This window comes from Luteimonas sp. A478 (assembly GCF_054052025.1).
The window spans coordinates 410,268-430,477 of sequence record NZ_JBSVRF010000001.1 but is presented as its reverse complement, the minus strand read 5'-3'; the positions used below and the strand labels follow the sequence as shown (position 1 = coordinate 430,477).

Genomic DNA, 20,210 nt, shown 5'->3' with positions numbered 1-20,210 from the left:
CCTCTACTTTACGGACCTCCATGTACAGACTCCACGACCTGCTGGAACGCAACCGCAACTGGGCTGAGCGCGTTGAAGCCGAAGACCCCGGCTTCTTCGACCGCCTGTCCGGGATCCAGACGCCGCGCTTCCTGTGGATCGGCTGCTCCGATTCGCGCGTGCCGGCCAACCAGATCATCGATGTAAACCCGGGCGAGGTATTCGTGCACCGCAACGTCGCCAACGTGGTGGTGCACACCGATTTGAACTGCCTGTCGGTGATCCAGTTCGCCATCGATGTGCTGGGGGTCGAACACATCCTGGTGGTGGGCCACTACGGCTGCGGTGGCGTTGGCGCAGCGCTGGAAGGCACCAGCGTGGGCCTGGCGGACAACTGGATCCGCCACGTCAAGGACGTGAAGCACAAGCACCGCGGGCTGATCGAATCCCTCGACGACCCCGAGCAGCGCCATGACCGCCTGTGCGAGCTCAACGCGCTGGAGCAGATGATCAACATCTGCGAATCCACCGTGGTGCGCGAAGCATGGTCACGCGGACAGAACGTCTCGGTGCATGCCTGGGTGTACTCGCTGCGCAACGGTCGCGTGCATGATCTGGGGCTGGCGATCGACTCGCCTGCTGCCCTGCCCGAACAATACGGTCCGGCGTTGGAACGCATCTGCCAGGCCCGCGAGGATCGCTGAATGGACAAGCCAACCGTCCGCACTGCCACCGCCCCTGGGCCCGTCGGCGCCTACCCCCACGCCAGGCGCGTGGGTGAGTTGCTGTTCCTGTCCGGCATCGGCCCGCGCGATGCAGCCACCAATGCCATTGCCGGCAACCTATATGACGCCGATGGCAATGTTGTGACCCACGACATCACCGCCCAGACCCACGCCGTGTTCGCCAACGTACGGGCCGTGCTGGAAGCCAGCGGGGCGCGTTGGGAAGATCTGGTGGACGTGACCGTCTACCTCACCGACATGGCCGGCGATTTCAAGGCCTATAACGCGGTGTGGGCCGAATACTTCCCCGATATCGATACCGCGCCCTGCCGCACCACCCTGGGCATCGACGCCCTGCCCACCCCCATCGCGATAGAGTTGAAGTGTGTGGCGGCCCTGCCGCCGCAGCGTGCCTGACCCAGGCCAGGAGGACCCACATGTTCCCCGCCCCGCTCAACCTTCAGAAGTGGATCGAAGACAACCGCCACCTGCTTAAACCGCCGGTCGGCAACAAGTGCCTGTACGACGGCGACTTCATCGTCATGGTGGTGGGCGGCCCGAACGTTCGCACCGACTACCACTACGATGAAGGCCCCGAGTGGTTCTACCAGCTCGAGGGCGCGATGACCCTGCGCATCCAGGACAATTCCGAAGGAGAGCCCGGCAAGCTCCGTGACATCACGATCCGCGCTGGCGAGACCTTCCTGCTGCCGCCCAAGGTGCCGCACTCCCCGCAGCGCGCCGAAGGTTCGATCGGATTGGTGATCGAACGCAAACGCCTGCCGCACGAGAAGGACGGGCTGATGTGGTTCTGCGAGCAGTGCAACCACAAGCTCTACGAGGAATATTTCCAGCTCCAAGACATCGAAGTGGACCTGCCGCCGGTCTTCGACCGCTTCTATGCCTCGGAAGGCAACCGTACCTGTGATGCGTGCGGCCACCTCAACCCCCGCCCCGCCCGCTACGAATCCTGACACGCTGCGCCCGCAGGCACGCCGCCCTCGTAGGAGCGCGCCACGCGCGCGAAACCGCGTGACATCAATCGGCGCCACGCAGCTTCGGCCCCGACGCGCTCACCGAAGCTCCCCCGCAAACCATGATTCACGCGGCTTCGCGCGCATGGCGCGCTCCTACGTTTGTGGGCCGCCCGCGGTATCCTGAACCCAATGCTCCGCGCCCGCGGGCCGATGCCACGAGGCTCCATGCTGAAAATCGACATCCACGCCCATTGTCTGCCACGTGACTGGCCCAACCTGGCGGCCAAGTACGGCGACCCGCGCTTCCCGGTGATCCACCACACCAGCGACGGACGCCACCGGATCTATCGCAACGGCAAGTTTTTCCGCGAGATCTGGTCCAACACCTGGGATGCGCAGGAGCGGATCGATGACTTCGCGCAGTTCGGGGTGCAGGTGCAGGTGATCAGCACGGTGCCGGTGATGTTCAGCTACTGGGCGAAAGCCAACCAGGCGCTGGAATTGCACCAGGCCCTCAACGACCACATGGCCGAAACCTGCCGCGCGCATCCGCGTCATTACGCAGGGATCGGCACCGTGCCGCTGCAGTCGCCGCGGCTGGCCATCCAGGAGCTCGAACGCTGCATGGAGCAGTTGGGCCTGCAGGGCGTGCAGATCGGTTCGCACGTGCAGGTGTCGCCGGAAACACACTGGAACCTCGACGCGCCGGAGCTGTTCCCGTTCTTCGAAGCCGCGGCGGACCTTGGCGCGGCGATCCTGGTGCATCCCTGGGACATGATGGGCACCGACACCATGCCCAAATACTGGCTGCCGTGGCTGGTGGGCATGCCGGCCGAACAGTCGCGCGCCGCCTGTTCGCTGGTGTTCGGCGGAGTGCTGGAACGCCTGCCGAAGCTGAAGATCTGCATGGCCCACGGCGGCGGCAGCTTCCCCTACACCATCGGCCGCATCGAGCACGGCTTCAACATGCGCCCCGATCTGGTGGCCACCGACAATCCGCACAATCCGCGCAAGTACCTCAAGCAGCTGTATTTCGACTCCTGGGTCGCCGATCCGAAGGCGCTGGAGTACCTGATTGATGTCTGCGGGGTGGATCGGGTGATGCTGGGCACCGACTATCCCTTCCCGCTGGGTGAGCAGAAACCTGGCGCGGTGATTGAAGGCGTGGAACTGGACGCAGCCGGCAAGGCCCGCCTCTATCACGGCACCGCGCTGGAATGGCTTGACCTGCCCAAGAGCAGGTTCGCATGACGGATCTGCATTCCACTGAACACGCGGACGCCCTGGATGCAGCCGATCCGCTGGGTGAGCTGCGCGGTGAATTCCACATCCCCCTGCACGAAGGTCGAGAGCAGGCCTACTTCTGCGGCAACTCGCTCGGTCTGCAGCCGCGCCGCGCGCGCACGTACGTGGAAGAAGTGCTGGACAAATGGGCCGTTGAAGCGGTAGAAGGCCATTTCACCGGAACCGGGCAGTGGATGCCGTATCACCAACTGGTGCGCGACGGCCTGGCCGCCACCGTGGGCGCCCTGCCCTCGGAGGTGGTGGCGATGAACTCGCTCACCGCCAACCTGCACCTGTTGATGGTCAGCTTCTACCGGCCCACGGCAGAGCGGCCGGCGATCCTGATGGAGGCCGGAGCTTTTCCTTCCGATCGTTACGCACTTGAATCGCAGGTGCGCTTCCACGGGTTCAATCCGGACACCGACCTGATCGAGGTGCAGCCGGACGAAGCCGAAGGAACCATTTCCATGGCGGCGATCGAGCGCGCCATCGCCGAACACGGTCACCGCCTGGCGCTGGTGCTCTGGCCCGGCGTGCAGTACCGCACCGGCCAGGCCTTCGACATGGCGGAGATCGTGCGCCTGGGGCATACCGCGGGCGCAGTGGTGGGTTTCGACCATGCGCACGCGGCCGGTAACCTGCCGCTGCGGATGCATGACTCCGACGCCGACTTCGCGGTCTGGTGCCACTACAAATACATGAACGCTGGACCCGGCGCGGTGGCCGGCTGTTTCGTACACGAGCGTCACGCGCGCACCGACCGTCCACGCTTCGCCGGCTGGTGGGGGCACGAGCAGGACAGCCGCTTCCGCATGGGGCCGGAATTCGTGCCAACGCCCGGCGCCGAAGGCTGGCAGCTGAGCAACCCGCCCATCCTCGGACTGGCGCCGCTGCGGGCGTCGCTGGAACTGTTTGAACGCGCCGGCATGGAAGCACTGCGCAGCCGGTCCGAGCGGCTGACCGGCTACCTGCACGCGCTGATCGGAGCGCGCCTGCAGCACGTGCTGCAGATCGTGACCCCGGCCGAGTCCTGCCGCCGCGGCGCCCAGCTGTCGCTGCGGGTGCGCGCCGGACGCGATGCCGGCAGGGCCCTGTTCGAACACCTTGCCCGCCACGGCGTGCTCGGCGACTGGCGCGAACCCGATGTGATCCGCATTTCCCCTGCCCCGCTCTACAACAGCCATGCCGACGTGCTGCGCTTTGCGCAGGAAGTCGAGGCCTGGGCTGCGAAGCACTCCTGATACCGGATGCATACATGACCGACAACGATCAACACATCACCATCGTCGGAGCCGGCTTGGCCGGCGCCGTGCTCGGTGCCCTGCTGGCCCGGCGCGGCCACAAGGTGGACATCTACGAGCGGCGTGGCGACCCGCGGATGCAGGGCTACGAAGGCGGCCGTTCGATCAACATGGCCCTGGCCGAGCGCGGCCGCCATGCGCTGCAGCAGGCTGGCGCGGAAGACGAGGTCATGGCGCGCACGGTGATGATGCGCGGGCGCATGGTGCATTTCGCCGATGGCAGCCAGCAGCTGCAGCGCTACGGGCGCGATGACTCGGAAGTGATCTGGTCGGTGCACCGCGGCAACCTCAACATCACCCTGCTCGACCATGCCGAGGCCGCCGGTGCCAAGGTGCACTTCAACCGGCGCCTGGAATCACTGGATTTCGAAGCCGGCCGGGCCCGCTTTATCGACGATTCCAACGAAGGCAAGGCCAGCGCCGTCGACTTCGGCGTGATCGTGGGTGCCGACGGTGCCGGCTCGGCGGTGCGCGCGCAGATGCAGCGGGAAACCAAGCTGGGCGAACGCTTCGAATCGCTGGGCCATTCCTATCGCGAGCTGGAGATCCCGTCCGGCGAGGACGGCCAGTTCCGGATTGAACCCAACGCCCTGCATATCTGGCCGCGCGACGATTACATGTGCATCGCCCTGCCCAATGACAATGGCAACTTCACCGTCACGCTGTTCATGTCCAACGAGGGCGAGCCCGGCTTCGACACCGTGCGCTCGGTGCAGCAGGCGCGCGAGCTGTTCCAGCGCGACTTTCCCGACCTGCTGCCGCTGCTGCCCGGCCTTGAGCACGACTGGCAGCACAACCCGGTCAGCCCGCTGGGCACCCTGTACCTGGATCGCTGGCGGCTGTACGGACGCGCGGTGCTGGTGGGCGACGCCGCCCACGCGATGGTGCCTTTCCACGGCCAGGGCATGAACTGCGCGCTGGAGGACTGCGTGTCGCTGGCCCGCCATATCGACGCGGGGCCGGACATGGCCGCCGCCTTCACCGCCTACGAGAACGAACGCCGCCCCAACGCCGAGGCCATCCAGCAGATGGCCCTGGACAACTACCGGGAGATGCGCGACCGGGTGGACGACGCCGACTATCTGCTCCAGCGCCAACTGGAATTGAAGCTGCAGCAGCGCCACCCTGACCGCTTCGTGCCGCGTTACGCCATGGTTACCTTCATGCGCATTCCCTACGCGCTGGCGCTGGAGCGCAACGGCATCCAGCAGGAGATCCTGCTGCAGGCAACCGCGGGACTGGAGTCGCTGGACACCGTGGATTGGGAAGCGCTGGACGAGACAATCAAGGCGCAGCTGATGCCGCTGAGCGACGAACAAAAGGCAGGCGCGGGGAAGTGAGCGGCAGCTTTCTTTTCTACGACCTGGAAACCTGGGGCCGCGACCCGCGCCTGACCCGGATCGCCCAGTTCGCCGCCATCCGGACCGATCTGGACCTGCAGCCGGTCGATGAGCCCATCGATTTCTTCGTCCGTCCCGCCGACGACCTGCTGCCCTCCCCGGGTGCCTGCATGGTGACCGGGATCGACCCCTGGCAAGCGCAACGCGATGGCGTCAGCGAAGCGGAAGCATTCGCCCGCATCCAGGAAGAGATGTCGCGGCCCGGCACGTGCACCGTTGGCTACAACTCGCTGCGCTTTGACGACGAGTTCGTGCGCCACGGCCTGTTCCGCAATTTCTTTGATCCTTATGAGCGGGAATGGCGCGGCGGCAACAGCCGCTGGGACCTGCTGGACGTGATGCGCCTCGCGCACGCGCTGCGTCCCGACGGCGTGCACTGGCCGCAGCGGGAGGATGGCAAGGGCACCTCGTTCAAGCTGGAGCACCTGGCCGAAGCCAACGGTGTACGCGAGGGTGACGCGCACGAGGCCCTGTCGGACGTGCGTGCGCTGATCGGCATGGCCCGCGCGTTCCGACGTGCCCAGCCGCGGCTGTGGGACTACGCCCTGCGCCTGCGCGACAAGCGCTTCGCCGGCGGCCTGCTGGACATCACCGCGGCCGATCCGGTGCTGCACGTATCGCAGCGCTATCCGGCCACGCGCCTGTGTACCGCCCCCGTGCTGCCGCTGGCGCGCCATCCGCAGATCGACAGCAGGGTGATCGTGTTCGACCTTGACGGCGATCCGGAAGCGCTGCTGGCGCTGGATCCGGATGAGATCGCAGACCGGGTGTTTGTTTCCTCCCGCGACCTGCCGGAAGGCGTCACCCGGATCCCGCTCAAGGAAGTCCAGGCCAACCGCTGCCCGGCGCTGGTGGCCTGGAACCACCTGCGCCCGGCGGACCTGGAGCGGCTGGCGATCGAGCCGGCCACGGTGCTGGCACGGGCGGCCCGGCTGCGGGCGGCCGGCCCCGAACTGGCGGAAAAGATCCGCCTGGTATTCGCCAGGCGCGGCGCACGCGAGCCTGGCGATGCCGACGCATCGCTCTATGACGGGTTCCTGCCCGATGGCGATCGCCGGCGCATGATCGAGGTGCGGGCAACCCCGCCCGACGCGCTGGGAGCGCGTGATTTCGGCTTCGAGGATCCGCGGCTGGCCGAGCTGCTGTTCCGCTACCGCGCACGCAACTGGCCGGACAAGCTCGACGCGGCCGAGCGTGAACAGTGGGACGCGTTCCGTCGCCGCCGCCTTGCGACCGAGAGTGGGCTGTCGGAGGTTTCCCTGTCGGGCTTTTTCCTCGAGCTTGAAACGCTGCGCGGCGTTCATGCCGCCGACGGTGCCCGGATCGCTCTGCTCGACCGTCTCGAAGCCTGGGGCCGGGAGCTGCAGGACGACCTCGCTCTCCCCGTCCCTGCCCGCTGATATCGATGACCACCTATTTCACCGACAAGGCCTTCCGCTTCCTGCGCGCGCTGGAGCGCAACAACGAGCGCGAATGGTTCCACGCTCACAAGGCCGATTACGAGACCCACCTGCGCGAACCGTTCCAGCGCCTGCTCACCGATCTGCAGCCCGACCTGGCCACGGTGAGCCTGCACTATCGCGCCGACCCAAAGAAGATGAACGGCTCGCTGTTCCGGATCCATCGCGACACCCGTTTCTCCAACAACAAGGCGCCCTACAAGAACTGGCAGAGTGCGCGCCTTTATCACGAGCGCTACCGCGAGACCGCGGCGCCGGCCTGGTATCTGCAGCTGCGCCCCGGCGACAGTTTCTTTGCCGCGGGCATCTGGAATCCCGAATCACCAGTGCTGCGCCAGATCCGCCAGTTCATCGTCGACAATCCCGCCGGCTGGAAATCCGCTGCGCACGCCCCAGCCTTCCGCCGCCGTTACCGCATGTCGGAATCCGACATGCTGGTCCGCCGCCCACGCGGGTTTCCGGAAGATTTCCCCTTCATCGACGACCTGCGCCACCGCAACTTCGTCTTCATGCGCAGCTTGGACAAGGACCTGATCACCGGCCCGCGCCTGCGCCAGACGCTGGTCCGCGATCTGAAGGCCACAGCGCTGTTCATGGACTACCTCTGCGCCGCGCTGGACCTGGAGTTCTGAAAGGGCGAATGCGCAGCCACTGCCTGACACGAGGTGCATTGCAATGAGTGAGAAAACTGCCAAAACCGCCTACCGGAACCTGGCTCTGCAGCCGCTTGGCGGTACATGGCGCGAAGGTCGCGCCAACCGCCGGCTCGAGGTGATCAACCCCTTCAGCGGCGATCAGCTGCTGGAGATCGCAATGGCCAACCACGAGGACCTGGATGCGGCATACCTCGGCGCAGCGAAGGCGCAGCCCGATTGGGCTGCAATGGGCCCAGGCGCGCGCGCTGCGGTGATGCATCGTGCGGTGGCGATCTTCGATGCGCGCAAGGACGAAATCATCGACTGGCTGGTTCGCGAGTCCGGCAGCACCCGGATCAAGGCCGCGATCGAATGGGGTTCCGCCCGCGCAATCACCCTGGAGGCGGCCAGCATGCCCGGCCGCAGCCATGGCCGTGTGCTTCCCTCCGATGTGCCGGGCAAGCAGAGTCTGGTGTACCGGAAGCCGCAGGGCGTGGTGGGCGTGATCAGCCCCTGGAACTTCCCCCTGCACCTGAGCATCCGCTCGGTCGCGCCGGCGCTGGCGCTGGGCAACGCGGTGGTGGTCAAGCCGGCCAGCGACACGCCGGTGACCGGCGGGCTGCTGCTGGCGCGGATCTTCGAAGAGGCGGGCCTGCCAACTGGCCTGCTGAGCGTGGTGGTGGGCGCGGGTTCGGAGATTGGCGATGCCTTTGTCGAGCACCCGGTGCCGTCATTCATTTCCTTCACCGGCTCTACCGAGGTTGGCCGCGGCATCGGCCGCATCGCCAGTGGCGGCGAGCATCTCAAGCGCGTCGCCCTCGAACTGGGCGGCAACAGCCCGTTTGTAGTGCTGGCGGATGCCGATGGGGAGGCCGCGGTGGATGCAGCCGTGGTCGGCAAGTTCCTGCACCAGGGACAGATCTGCATGGCGATCAACCGGATCATCGTCGAGGAGCCGATGCTGGAGGAGTTCACCAGCCGCTTCATCGAGCGGGTCAAGGCGCTGCCGGTGGGGGATCCAGCCAAGCCTGAGACAGTGATCGGCCCGGTAATCAATGCCAAGCAGCTGGACAGCCTGCGAGCCAAGGTGGCCAGGGCGAAGAAGGAAGGCGCGAAGCTGCTGGTGGGCGGCGAGCCCGACGGCAATGTGATGCCGCCACACGTATTTGGTGACGTCACCGCCGACATGGAGATCGCCCGCGAGGAGATCTTCGGCCCGCTGGTGGGCATCCAGTCCGCGCGCGATGCGGAGCACGCGCTGGAGCTGGCCAACGACAGTGAGTACGGGCTGTCCAGCGCCGTCTTCACTGGCGACGTGGCGCGCGGACTCGAGTTCGCCCGCCGCGTCCGCGCCGGCATGACCCATGTGAACGACATGCCCGTCAATGACGACGCCAACGCGCCGTTCGGAGGCGAGAAGAACTCCGGCCTGGGCCGCTTCAACGGTGACTGGGCGATCGACGAGTTCACCACCGACCAGTGGATCACGGTGCAGACCGGTCCACGGCCATATCCCTTCTGAGACCAGTCGACCAACGGGCGGCCATGGCCGCCCGTTGGTCCTTGATCAGATGATCATCTGATCAGGCGCGCCGGCGCTCCTGCGCACCAGCTTGCAGCGCCGCGGCCGCGTCGGCAGCACGAAGCCCCAGCGCGAAATCCGGCACGCGGGCCACCGGAACGACGGGCTGGTCCTCCAGTTCGCGCGACTCGTGCAGAAACGCCTCCAGCGAGTCATCCATCGCCTCCATCCAAGGCGTATGGTGCGGCGGGGCCAGGGTGCCGGTGATGGCGGAGCGGTAGCTCTTTTTGCGATAGTCGAGGATCCCGTCGCGCTTGTCGTGCTGCCATTCCTTGAACATCCCGGCAACGCGCTCGATATCGAAGTCCGGGTAGTCGCTGCGGTCAACGAGGTCACGCACGTAGGCGGCCTGGAAGTCGATGTCGTCATCAACGCTGGCACAGGCGTTCTCGCGGGCGAACCAGGCTTCGCTGTCGGCACGCATGGTTTCGGTATCAGGCAGCCTGGTCCGGCCCAGGATCACATCGCGCGCCACCCAGGCCTGCGCGTCGAACATGTTGAAGGTGTAGTACTGGTCCTGCATGCCCAGGTAGATCAGCTTGGGGTTGTCGACCCAGAACACGCCCTGGTACAGCCCCTGCGGGTACAGGCGGTTGCTGGTACGCAGGGTCAGCTCATCCGGCAGGAACGGGAAGTGGTGCTGGTAGCCGGTGCACAGGATGATCGCGTCCACATCCTGGCTGCTGCCGTCCACGAAGTGCGCGGTATTGTCCTCCACCCTTGTCAGCAGCGGGCGCTCGCTGAAGGCTTCCGGCCAGTCGTAGCCCATCGGCGCGCTGCGGTAGCTGAAGGTCACCGATTTGGCACCGTACTTGTAGCACTGGGTGCCGATATCCTCGGCCGAATAGCTGCTGCCGACCAGCAGCAGATCCTTGTCGGTGAACTCGCACGCGTCGCGGAAATCGTGCGCGTGCAGGACCCGGCCCGGGAAACTGGACAGGCCTTCAAACGACGGCGCGTTGGGCGTGGAGAAGTGGCCGGTGGCCACCACCACGTAGTCGAATTCTTCACTCACCATGCGATCGTGCTCGAGCTCGCGCACGGTGACGGTGAATTTTCCGGTCTCCTCGCTGTACTCCACCGAGTGCACCGCGGTGTTGAAGCGGATCTGGTCGCGCAGGTTGCTGCGTTCGATCCGCCCCATGATGTAGTCGCGCAGCACCGGGCGCGGCGGATAGGAGGCAATTGGACGGCCGAAGTGCTCCTCGAAGCTGTAGTCGGCGAACTCCAGGCACTCCTTGGGGCCGTTCGACCACAGGTAGCGGTACATGCTGGCGTGCACCGGCTCGCCGTGTTGGTCCAGGCCGGTGCGCCAGGTGTAGTTCCACATGCCGCCCAGATCGGACTGCTTTTCGAAGCAGACGATTTCTGGAACGTCGGCGCCCGCGCGGCGGGCGGCATCAAAAGCGCGAAGCTGGGCCAGGCCGCTGGGGCCGGCGCCGAGAACGGCGATTCGCTGGGTCATTGTGTTGTGTCTCTCCATGTCGTGAGCCGCCACAAGGGGCGGGATCCAGCGCGAACAAGGCGCGCAGGGAACCGCCAGGCATCGGGCGACATCCGGCGGCAAAAGCGAAATCCCCGGCTGCAGCGGGCCGCACCGATCAGGCAGTGAGGGAAAACAGTCCCTTCGGGACGGAGCGCTGCTCCGAGACGACCGATACCGGTGGAGCGTTCGCGCGCAAGCACTTCATGCGAAGCGCTGCAAAACCGCTGAAAAGCAGCAAAAACGACGGCAAAATGCACGAACGACGCCGAATACTAGCATATTTACGTGCGGCCCCGACGCCGCGACGGCGGCCAGCAGGCCAGCCGACAGCTCAATTCGGGTTGGAAATTCCATGCGGCACATGCCCGGTCGCCACGTGCAGCCGCGCCGAGTCGATGTTGTGCCGCGAGTCGTCGAAAAAGATATCGGCACCGAACGCATCCAGGAACGGCCCCTTGGCCCGCCCCCCCAGAAACAGCGCCTCGTCCAGCCTGACTTCCCAGTCACGCAGCGTGCGGATCACCCGTTCGTGCGCCGGCGCGGACCGCGCCGTCACCAGTGCCGTACGGATCGGGGACGCCTCCCCCGCCGGGTAGGCCGCCTGGAGATCATGCAGTGCCGAAAGGAAGCCACGGAACGGTCCGCCGGACAGCGGCTCGTGGGCGCGGCTGCGCTCATGCTCGTGGAAGGCATCGATCCCCTGCAGCTGCGATACGCGCTCGCCTTCATCGCTGAAGATCACCGCGTCACCGTCGAATGCGATACGCAGCTGGTCGTGACGGTGCCGCTGCGCCTTGGCCGGCAGGATGGTGGCCGCGGCAACCCCGTTCTCCAGCGCCGCGCGGACCGAATCCGGGTTGGCCGAGAGGAACAGCTGGGCCCCGAACGGACGCGTGTACGGCCAGGTGGGCTCGCCCGAGGTGAATGCCGCCCGCGAGATCGCCAGCGCGTGGTGCTGGATGGAATTGAAAATGCGCAGGCCGGTATCGGCGGAGTTGCGGGACAGCAGGATCACCTCCACCCGCGGCGCGTCTTCCACCCCGCCCTCGTTCAACGCCAGCAGCTTGCGCACCAGCGGGAACGCAATGCCCGGCTCGAGCACGTCATCCTCATGGATGCGCTGGTGGTCGGCGTAGGCTTCGATCCCTTCGCGCTCGAACAGCCCGTGGCTGTCTTCCAGATCAAACAGTGCCCGCGAAGAGATGGCGACGATCAGCGGTGGAATGGAATTGTCCGACATGGCCCGAGTATGCGCGATCGCAATCGCACCAGGCGAGACGCGGGGCCGGCTCAGACCATGAACTGTTCGCTCAGGATCCGCTCTTCAAGATTGTGCTCGGGATCAAACAGCAGGGTCACCACCCGGTCTCTCGATTCGCGGATAGTCACTTCCACCACATCGCGCACCTCGTGCGAATCAGCGGTTGCACTGACCGGGCGCTTGTAGGGATCCAGCACCTTGAAGCACACCTCGGTCTCCGCCTTGAGCAGCGCGCCGCGCCAGCGCCTGGGCCGGAATGGCGCGATGGGCGTCAGCGCGATCACGTCCGAATCAAATGGCAGGATCTGTCCGCTGGCGGAGAAGTTGTAGGCGGTACTTCCCGCGGGTGTGGCCACCAGAACGCCGTCGCAAATCAGCTCTTCCAGCCGGGTCTGGCCGTTGAGGTCGATGCTCAGATGGGCGGCCTGCCGGGTCTGACGCAGCAGCGAGACCTCGTTGTAGGCCAGTGATCCGACACTCGCGCCCGACTCGGTCTGCACGATCATTTCCAGCGGCCGCAGGACTGCCGGCTCGGCCGCGCTGATGCGTTGAAGCAGGTCTTCCCCATGGAACTGGTTCATCAGGAAACCGACCGTACCCAGCTTCATGCCGTATACGGGCTTTCCCAGGGCGCCATGGCGATGCAGCGTCTGCAACATGAAGCCGTCGCCGCCGAGCGCGCAGAGGATATCGGCCTCGTCGGGGGCATGCTGCTCATGCCCGGCCATCAGGGATTCCAGGGCCTGCTGCGCCTGCGGAGTGGGCGCGGCAAGGAATGCAATGCGGGGAGACTGGGAGGTGCTCATGCGCTGAGCATAGCGCAGCCCGCCAGCACCGCGGGTCGAGGCGACCCGCGGTCCATCATCCGGATCCACGGGGCAGGCAGGGCCCGCCCCGTGGCAGTTTCCGGCTCAGCTGGCCAGCTGTGACAGCCGGCTCACCGCGACCGATGCGGTCGGGTAATCAAGCGTCTTCTGCGAAGACATTTCATCCAGCATCGCCAGGGTGAAACGCAGCGAAGCATCGTCGCGGCTGATCCACGCCTGCACCTTGGCATCGGCGTCACGGCCCGATGTCGACAGCGCCTGGCCGGTCAGCAGGATCTGCTGCGCGCCCAGCTCGTTGCGCAGCACCCCACGGGCAACGGCGTGCCAGCGGCCCTGCACTTCCAGCCCGTCGATCTGCTCGAACAGCCACGGCAGCTTCAGCGCCTCGCCGAGGCGGAAATGCACCTTGGCCACGTCGATCGGCTTCTGCTTGCGCGCCGCGGCCAGCTCGATGATGTCGAACACCGGCTCCAGGTAAGGCAGCTCGGCCAGGTCCTCGGCCAGCTGCGCGGACATGCCGCGTTCGCGCCACTCGGCGCGGCGGGCGTCATACCCCGGACGCTGCGAGTCCGGCAGCACGCCGCCAGCGCTGCGGATGGCGTTGAAGCCGGCGCTGTAGCGGTCCACCGCGTCGGTGATGCCAGGCATCTCGCCCGGGCGCTCCAGCAGCCAACGCACGAACGAGCGCTGCAGGTTCCAGATCTCCAGCAGGGCGTCGATCTGCACGCCCTCGGGCACCTTGCCGTCCAGGGCCTCGATCTGGTTCCACAGGGTGCGCGCATTGAGCACCTCGCGGCTGATCGTATAAGCCTTGGCCACTTCTGCCGCATTGCGGCCGGTGTCTTCCTGCATGCGCATCAGGAAGGTCGCGCCCATGCGGTTGATGGTGGCGTTGGTGATCGCCGTGGCGATGATCTCGCGCTTGAGCGGATGGTCTTCCATCGCCGCGGCGTACTTCTTCTGCAGCGGAGTCGGGAAGTAGCGCTGCAGCTCCTTGGACAGGTACGGGTCCTCGGGGATGTCCGAATCCAGCAGCTGGTCATAGACCACCTGCTTGGAGTACGACAGCAGCACCGCCAGCTCCGGACGCGGCATGCCCTGGCCACGGGCCTTACGCGCCGACAGCTCGGCGTCGGACGGCAGGAACTCGATCTGCCGGTCCAGCAGGCCCTGGGCTTCCAGCGTGCGGATGAAGTGCTGCTTGGAGCCCAGTCGCGGCGCGCTCATGCGCTCCATCAGGCTGAGCGCCTGGTTCTGGCGGATGTTGTCCCACAGCACCAGGGTTTCCAGCTCGCCGGTCATCTCCAGCAGCAGCTTGTTGCGGGCCTTCAGCGAGAGCTTGCCATCACGCACCAGTGCGTTGAGCAGGATCTTGATGTTGACCTCGCGGTCGGAGGTGCCCACGCCGCCGGAGTTGTCGATGAAGTCGGCGTTGAGGATCACCCCGGCCTGCGCAGCATCAATGCGGCCCAGCTGGGTGAAACCGAGGTTGCCGCCTTCGCCCACGATCCGCGCGCGCAGCTCGCCGCCATCAACGCGCACCGCGTTGTTGGCGCGGTCGCCCACATCGGCGTGCGACTCCGCGGCGCCCTTGACGTAGGTGCCGATGCCGCCGTTCCACAGCAGGTCCACCGGTGCGCGCAGCACGGCCTTGATCAGGTCGTTGGGGCTGAGCTCGGTCACCTCGGCTTCCAGGCCCAGCACCTCGCGCATCTGCGGCGAGACCGGGATCGACTTGGCCGAACGCGGCCACACGCCGCCGCCCTTGCTGATCAGCTTGCGGTTGTAGTCATCCCAGCTGGAGCGCGGCAGCTTGAACAGGCGGTCGCGTTCCTTGAACGACTTGGCCGCATCCGGATCCGGGTCCACGAAGATGTGGCGGTGGTCGAACGCACCCACCAGGCGGATGTGCTTGGACAGGCGCATGCCGTTGCCGAACACGTCGCCGGACATGTCACCGATGCCGACGGCGGTGAAGTCCTGCTTCTGGCAGTCGATGCCCAGCGCGCGGAAGTGGCGCTTGACCGACTCCCACGCACCCTTGGCGGTGATGCCCATGCCCTTGTGGTCGTAGCCCACCGAGCCGCCGGAAGCGAACGCATCACCCAGCCAGAAGTTGTAGTCGGCGGAAATGCCGTTGGCGATATCGGAGAACGTGGCCGTGCCCTTGTCGGCGGCCACCACCATGTAGGTGTCCACCTCGTCGTGGCGCACCACGTCGGTTGGCGGCACGATCTCGCCATCGACGATGTTGTCGGTGACATCCAGCAGGCCGCTGATGAAGCGCTTGTAGCAGGCAACGCCCTCGGCCTGGATGGCGTCGCGGTCGCCGCCCACGGGCAGGCGCTTGGCGATGAAGCCGCCCTTCGCGCCCACCGGCACGATCACGGTGTTCTTCACCGCCTGCGCCTTCACCAGCCCGAGCACCTCGGTGCGGAAATCTTCGCGCCGGTCCGACCAGCGCAGGCCGCCACGGGCAACCGTGCCGTAGCGCAGGTGCACGCCTTCCACGTGCGGGCCATAGACGAAGATCTCGCGGTACGGACGCGGCTTGGGCAGCTCCGGCACCTTGGCGCAGTCCAGCTTGAACGCCCCGTAATCCTTGTCGTTGCCGTCGTTGTCACGCTGGTAGAAGCTGGTGCGCAGGGTGGCGTCGATCACGCCCATGAAGCTGCGCAGGATGCGGTCCTCGTCCAGGCTCGACACGCCGTCCAGCAGCGTGCGCAGCGCCTCGCGCACCTTTTCCTGACGCGGGTTGCGGGCGCGGCGACGTGCTTCCAGCACCGGCTCGAGCGCGGTTTCAACAGCCGCATCGCCCTTGGCCAGCAGCTTCAGCTGTGCGCGCAGGCTGGCCGTGTCGCTGCCACGGCCCTTGGGCGTGAAGCGGGCCTCGAACAGCTCCACCAGCAGGCGCGCCAACAGCGGGTAGCGGTTGAGGGTTTCCTCCATGTACGCCTGCGAGAACGGGGTCTCGATCTGCAGCAGGTACTTGCAGTACCCACGCAGCATGCTGACCTGGCGCCAGTCCAGGCCGGCGCCAAGCACCAGGCGGTTGAAGCCGTCGTTCTCGGCTTCCCCACGCCACACGTGTGCGAACGCTTCCTCGAACACCGGGCCGAGGGTGTCGAAATCGATCTCGCCCGCGGCCTCGACCGTGAAGTCCTGGATGAACAGCGCGCTCTCCTCCACCTTGACCCGGTGCAGGTGCTCCGCGATCACCCGCAGGCCCATGTTCTCCATCATCGGCAGCACGTCCGACAACGGCAGGTCGCGGTCCATGGTGAACAGCTTGAAGCGCAGCGTGCCGGCGTCTTCGCTGCCCTCGGGCGCGCGGTACAGCCACGGCCGCAGATCGCCCGGGGAGGCAAGCGAGGCCAGGTGGGCGACGTCGGTCGCCGCCACTTCCGGCGTGGCCCGCTCGATGTAGGTGTTGCTCAGCGAGCGGCCGAAGCGGGTGGCCAGTTCCAGCCCCTCACTTTCGCCGTGCTTTGCGACCAGTTGGTCACGCAAATCGTCCTGCCAGTTACGCACTATGTCCTCCAGCCTGGATTCCAGTCTTTTCGGTTCGACCTGCACCCTTACACCGGGGCGCGGGCGAGCAATGAGATGCACCTGGGCGAGCGGTGACTCGTCCAGGCGCACGGTTGAATCGATCCGGTCGGCGCCCAGCTCGTGCTTGAGCATCGCCTCTACCTTGAGCCGCATCACGGTGTTGAACCGGTCGCGGGGAACGTAGACCAGGATCGAAAAAAAGTGTCCATAGCGGTCGCGCCGGATGAACAGCCGGCTGCGGATCCGCTCCTGCAGCTGCAGCACGCCCAAGCCCAGTGCAGCCAGCTCCTCGCCGGTGGACTGGAACAGCTCGTCGCGCGGCAGCGTTTCCAGGATGTGCTTGAGCGCCTTGCCGCTGTGGCCGGTCTCGCGCAGTCCTGAAGTGCTCATCACGTATTCAAAGCGCTCGCGCACCAGCGGGATCTCCCACGGGCGGCGGTTGTAGGCGCTGGACGCGTACAGACCGATGAAGCGCCGTTCGCCAATGGCGTTGCCTTCGGCATCGAAGCTGATGACGCCCACGTAGTCCATGAAACCGGGACGGTGCACGGTGGAACGGGAATTGGTCTTGGTCAGCACCAGCGGATCTACCCGTCCTGCCTGGCGCACCTCATGCGCGGACAGGCTGTGCAGGGGCCGCGGCGCGCCCGGCTCGCTGCCGTGCATCAGGCCCATGCCGCTGTCTTCGACCGCTTCCAGTACCTGCTCGCCATCGCGCTCGCGCACCCGGTACTCGCGGAAGCCGAGGAAGGTGAAGTGGTCGGCGGCCAGCCAGCGCAGGAACTCCTGCGCTTCGCGGCGCTCGGTGTCGGACACCGGCAGGGCTGCATCAGCCAGCTCAGCGGCCACCTGCAGCATCCGCTCGCGCATCGCTGCCCAGTCCGCCACCGCGTGGCGCACATCCTGCAGAGTGGCGACTACTGCCTTGTGGATGGCCTTGGCGGCCTGGGCCGACTGGCGGTCGATCTCCATATGGATCAGGGATTCAGGCTCGCCCTCGCCCACGGCCAGCAGCTTGCCGGCGGCATCGCGCCTGACCGTCACCACGGGGTGCCCGAGCACGTGCACGCCCACCCCCATGTCGGTCAGCGCCATGGTCACCGAGTCAACCAGGAATGGCATGTCGTCATTGACGATCTGCAGCACCGTATGCGGTGACTCCCAGCCGTGGGTGTCCCGGGCCGGATTGAACAGGCGCACGCTGGCAGTGCCGGCGGTGCGCATGCGGGCAAAGTCGAGGAACCCGTTGGCCAGCGCCGCCCAGCCGTCCACGGTATGCAGCGGCAGCTCATCCTCGGTCAGCCGACGGTAGAACTCACCGGCAAACAGCGCCGCATCCTGCTGACGCGCCTTGCCGGCAAGGCGGCGGATCGCGGCCAGCACCGGCTGGCGCACATCCTCCCGGGCAGCAATCCTACGCGCGGCGGCTTTCCTGATTGATGTGCTCATGCCTGGCCCGGTGATGCAATAAAGCCCGCATCTGCATGCGGGCCATGAATGGAAGGAACGGGCAACCGGTTTCGCATCAGCGCAGTCCGGTCTCCTGCCGCGCAATGACAAGGCGCTGGATCTCGCTGGTGCCTTCGTAGATCTCGGTGATCTTGGCGTCGCGGAAATAGCGCTCGATCGGCATCTCCTTTGAATAGCCCATGCCGCCATGTATCTGCAGCGCCTGGTGGGTGATCCACATGGCTGCTTCGGAGGCGGTGAGCTTGGCGACCGCGGCTTCGGTGGTGAAGCGCTGACCCTGCCCCTTCAGCCAGGCCGCGCGCAGGGTGAGCAGCAGCGAGGCATCCAGCTTGCACTTCATGTCGGCGATCTTAGCCTGGGTCATCTGGAACGCGCCGATCGGCTGGCCGAAGGCCTTGCGTTCCTTCACATACTCCAGCGTGGCCTCATAGGCGGCGCGTGCGATGCCGATGGCCTGCGATGCAATGCCGATGCGGCCTGCATCCAGCACACCCATCGCGATCTTGAAACCCTGCCCTTCCTCGCCCAGCACCTCGTCCGCCTGCACCACATAGTCCTGGAACTCGATCTCGCAGGTGGCCGAAGCGCGGATGCCCAGCTTGGGCTCGGTCTTGCCGCGGTGGAAACCGGCACGGTCGCCGTCCACCAGGAACGCGGTGATCCCGCGCGCACCCTGGTCCGGATCGGTCACCGCAAACAGCACGAAATATTTGGCCACCGGGCCGGAGGTGATCCAGCTCTTCTTGCCGTTGATCACGTAGGTGCCGTCGTCCTGCTTCACCGCGCGGCAGCGCATGGCGGTGGCATCGGATCCGGACTGCGGCTCGGTCAGCGCGAAGGCGCCGATCTCGGCGCCCTCGGCAATCGCGCGCACGTACTTCTGTTTCTGCTCTTCGGTGCCGTGGATCAGGATGCCGTTGCAGAACAGCGAGTTGTTGACCGACATGATGGTCGAGTGCGCGGCATCGGCGGCGGCTACCTCGATCATCGCCAGCACGTAGGCCACCGGATCCATGCCCGCGCCGCCGTATTCCGGCGGCACCTCGATCCCCATCAGGCCGTTCTCGCCGAGCAGTCGGATGTTGTCGAGCGGAAACTCGCCGGACTCATCAAATGAGGCGGCGCTCGGCGCGATCTTTTCCGCGGCAATGCGCTTGGCGACGTCCTGGATCATCAACTGCTCTTCGCTGAATCCAAACTCCACGTGGCCTACTCCCGGCTGTTCACAGATAAGACGCCTATTGTAGCGGGGGCAGGCGCACGGGGCAGCATTCCTGCCGCTCCTTGACGCCACCACGCGCCGCACGCATCATCGATCTCTGTATCGCGATGCGGAGATATATGTGGACCTGGATTCCTGGTCGGCCCGGCTCAAGGTACTGGCCGATGCAACGCGGGTTCGCCTGCTGGCACTGCTGGAACGTGAGGAGCTCACCGTAGCCGAACTCTCGGCCGTGACCCGCCTGGCGCAGCCGCGCGTGTCCACCCATCTGGCCCGGCTCAAGGAGGCCGGCCTGGTGCGCGACCGCCGTGCCGGAGTGTCAGCTTACTACCGCTTCGAGGAGGAACCGCTGGATCCGGCCCTGCGCGATCTCTGGCGCACCCTGCACAAGGGCAGCGACGATCCGCTGCTGCGCCAGGACGCCGAGCGCCTGCCGGAAGTGCTGGCAATGCGCGCCGCGGACCAGAACTGGGCCGACTCGGTGGCCGGCGACATGGAACGCCACTATTCGCCAGGCCGCACCTGGGAAGCACTGGCGCGCAGCGTACTGCCGCTGTTCGAGACTGGCGACGTGCTCGACATCGCTGCGGGCGACGGCGTGCTGGCGGAACTGCTGGCCCCGCACGCCCACCGTTACGTCTGTATTGATGTCAGCCGCCGCGTGGTCAATGCCGCCACCGAGCGCCTGCGCCGCCACCGCAACGTGGAAGTGCGCGAGGGCGACATGCACGCCCTGCCACTGGAAGACGCCAGCTTCGACCTGGTGGTGATGATGCAGGCCCTGACCTACTCCGAACAGCCGGGCCTGGCCACCCGGGAAGCCGCCCGCGTGCTGCGCCCCGGCGGGCGCCTGCTGCTGACCAGCCTGGCCAAGCATGAGCATCGCAGCATCGTGGATTCCTATGGCCATGTGAACCTGGGCTTCAATGCCCGCGAGCTGCGGCGCTTCGTGGACAAGGCCGGCCTGCAACTGCAGCACATCGAAACGGTCACCCGGGAAAAGCGCCCGCCGCATTTCGAAGTGATTTCCCTGATTGCCGACAGGCCCG

The 20,210-nt window shown here is 66.2% G+C and carries 14 protein-coding genes and 1 pseudogene; 10 read left to right on the top strand and 5 right to left on the bottom strand.

The window, feature by feature from the left end; translation table 11 throughout:
- Positions 1-20 precede the first annotated feature (20 nt).
- The 9 genes from can to ACW7G3_RS01990 all read left to right on the top strand — a co-directional run bounded on the left by can (position 21) and on the right by ACW7G3_RS01990 (position 9,283).
- Positions 21-683, top strand: coding sequence for a carbonate dehydratase (gene can / locus ACW7G3_RS02030; RefSeq protein ID WP_456972026.1), 663 nt, complete (start codon positions 21-23; stop codon positions 681-683).
- On the top strand, positions 684-1,121 hold the full coding sequence (locus ACW7G3_RS02025; RefSeq protein WP_456980823.1) for a RidA family protein: 438 nt from the start codon (positions 684-686) through the stop codon (positions 1,119-1,121).
- A 20-nt stretch (positions 1,122-1,141) separates the two neighbouring features.
- Entirely contained in the window at positions 1,142-1,678 is a 537-nt protein-coding gene (locus tag ACW7G3_RS02020) for a 3-hydroxyanthranilate 3,4-dioxygenase (RefSeq protein WP_456980822.1), read from the top strand.
- A 228-nt stretch (positions 1,679-1,906) separates the two neighbouring features.
- On the top strand, positions 1,907-2,932 hold the full coding sequence (locus ACW7G3_RS02015; protein ID WP_456980821.1) for an amidohydrolase family protein: 1,026 nt from the start codon (positions 1,907-1,909) through the stop codon (positions 2,930-2,932).
- Positions 2,929-4,206: a kynureninase gene (gene kynU, locus ACW7G3_RS02010; RefSeq protein WP_456980820.1), complete on the top strand. Its 1,278-nt coding sequence runs from the start codon at positions 2,929-2,931 to the stop codon at positions 4,204-4,206. The genes ACW7G3_RS02015 and kynU overlap by 4 nt, the downstream gene beginning before the upstream one ends.
- Before the next feature lie 14 nt (positions 4,207-4,220).
- On the top strand, positions 4,221-5,606 hold the full coding sequence (locus tag ACW7G3_RS02005; protein WP_456980819.1) for an FAD-dependent oxidoreductase: 1,386 nt from the start codon (positions 4,221-4,223) through the stop codon (positions 5,604-5,606).
- Positions 5,603-7,066, top strand: a complete 1,464-nt coding sequence (gene sbcB / locus ACW7G3_RS02000; RefSeq protein WP_456980818.1) for an exodeoxyribonuclease I — start codon at positions 5,603-5,605, stop codon at positions 7,064-7,066. The genes ACW7G3_RS02005 and sbcB overlap by 4 nt, the downstream gene beginning before the upstream one ends.
- 5 nt (positions 7,067-7,071) lie before the next feature.
- On the top strand, positions 7,072-7,758 hold the full coding sequence (locus ACW7G3_RS01995) for a DUF2461 domain-containing protein (protein ID WP_456980817.1): 687 nt from the start codon (positions 7,072-7,074) through the stop codon (positions 7,756-7,758).
- Between the two features lie 43 nt (positions 7,759-7,801).
- The gene (locus tag ACW7G3_RS01990) at positions 7,802-9,283 is read left to right on the top strand and encodes an aldehyde dehydrogenase family protein (RefSeq protein ID WP_456980816.1); all 1,482 of its coding nucleotides are present in this window, start codon (positions 7,802-7,804) and stop codon (positions 9,281-9,283) included.
- Positions 9,284-9,344: 61 nt separating this feature from the next.
- On the opposite strand, the gene ACW7G3_RS01985 is transcribed toward ACW7G3_RS01990, so the two are convergent.
- From ACW7G3_RS01985 to ACW7G3_RS01965, 5 genes are all read right to left on the bottom strand, one after another.
- Positions 9,345-10,808, bottom strand: coding sequence for a flavin-containing monooxygenase (locus ACW7G3_RS01985; RefSeq protein ID WP_456980815.1), 1,464 nt, complete (start codon positions 10,806-10,808; stop codon positions 9,345-9,347).
- A 352-nt stretch (positions 10,809-11,160) separates the two neighbouring features.
- Positions 11,161-12,069 (bottom strand): 5'-nucleotidase, encoded by a 909-nt coding sequence (locus ACW7G3_RS01980; protein WP_456980814.1) that lies wholly within the window; start codon positions 12,067-12,069, stop codon positions 11,161-11,163.
- Between the two features lie 50 nt (positions 12,070-12,119).
- On the bottom strand, positions 12,120-12,896 hold the full coding sequence (locus tag ACW7G3_RS01975) for an NAD kinase (protein ID WP_456972004.1): 777 nt from the start codon (positions 12,894-12,896) through the stop codon (positions 12,120-12,122).
- A gap of 105 nt (positions 12,897-13,001) precedes the next feature.
- Complete coding sequence (locus ACW7G3_RS01970) at positions 13,002-17,918, bottom strand: NAD-glutamate dehydrogenase (protein WP_456980813.1); 4,917 nt, start codon at positions 17,916-17,918, stop codon at positions 13,002-13,004.
- A 76-nt stretch (positions 17,919-17,994) separates the two neighbouring features.
- Positions 17,995-19,143 (bottom strand): acyl-CoA dehydrogenase family protein, encoded by a 1,149-nt coding sequence (locus tag ACW7G3_RS01965; RefSeq protein WP_456980812.1) that lies wholly within the window; start codon positions 19,141-19,143, stop codon positions 17,995-17,997.
- Between the two features lie 139 nt (positions 19,144-19,282).
- Between ACW7G3_RS01965 and ACW7G3_RS01960 the strand changes: the two are divergent.
- Positions 19,283-20,209, top strand: a pseudogene (locus ACW7G3_RS01960) (ArsR/SmtB family transcription factor); the annotation flags it as partial.
- Position 20,210 lies beyond the last annotated feature (1 nt).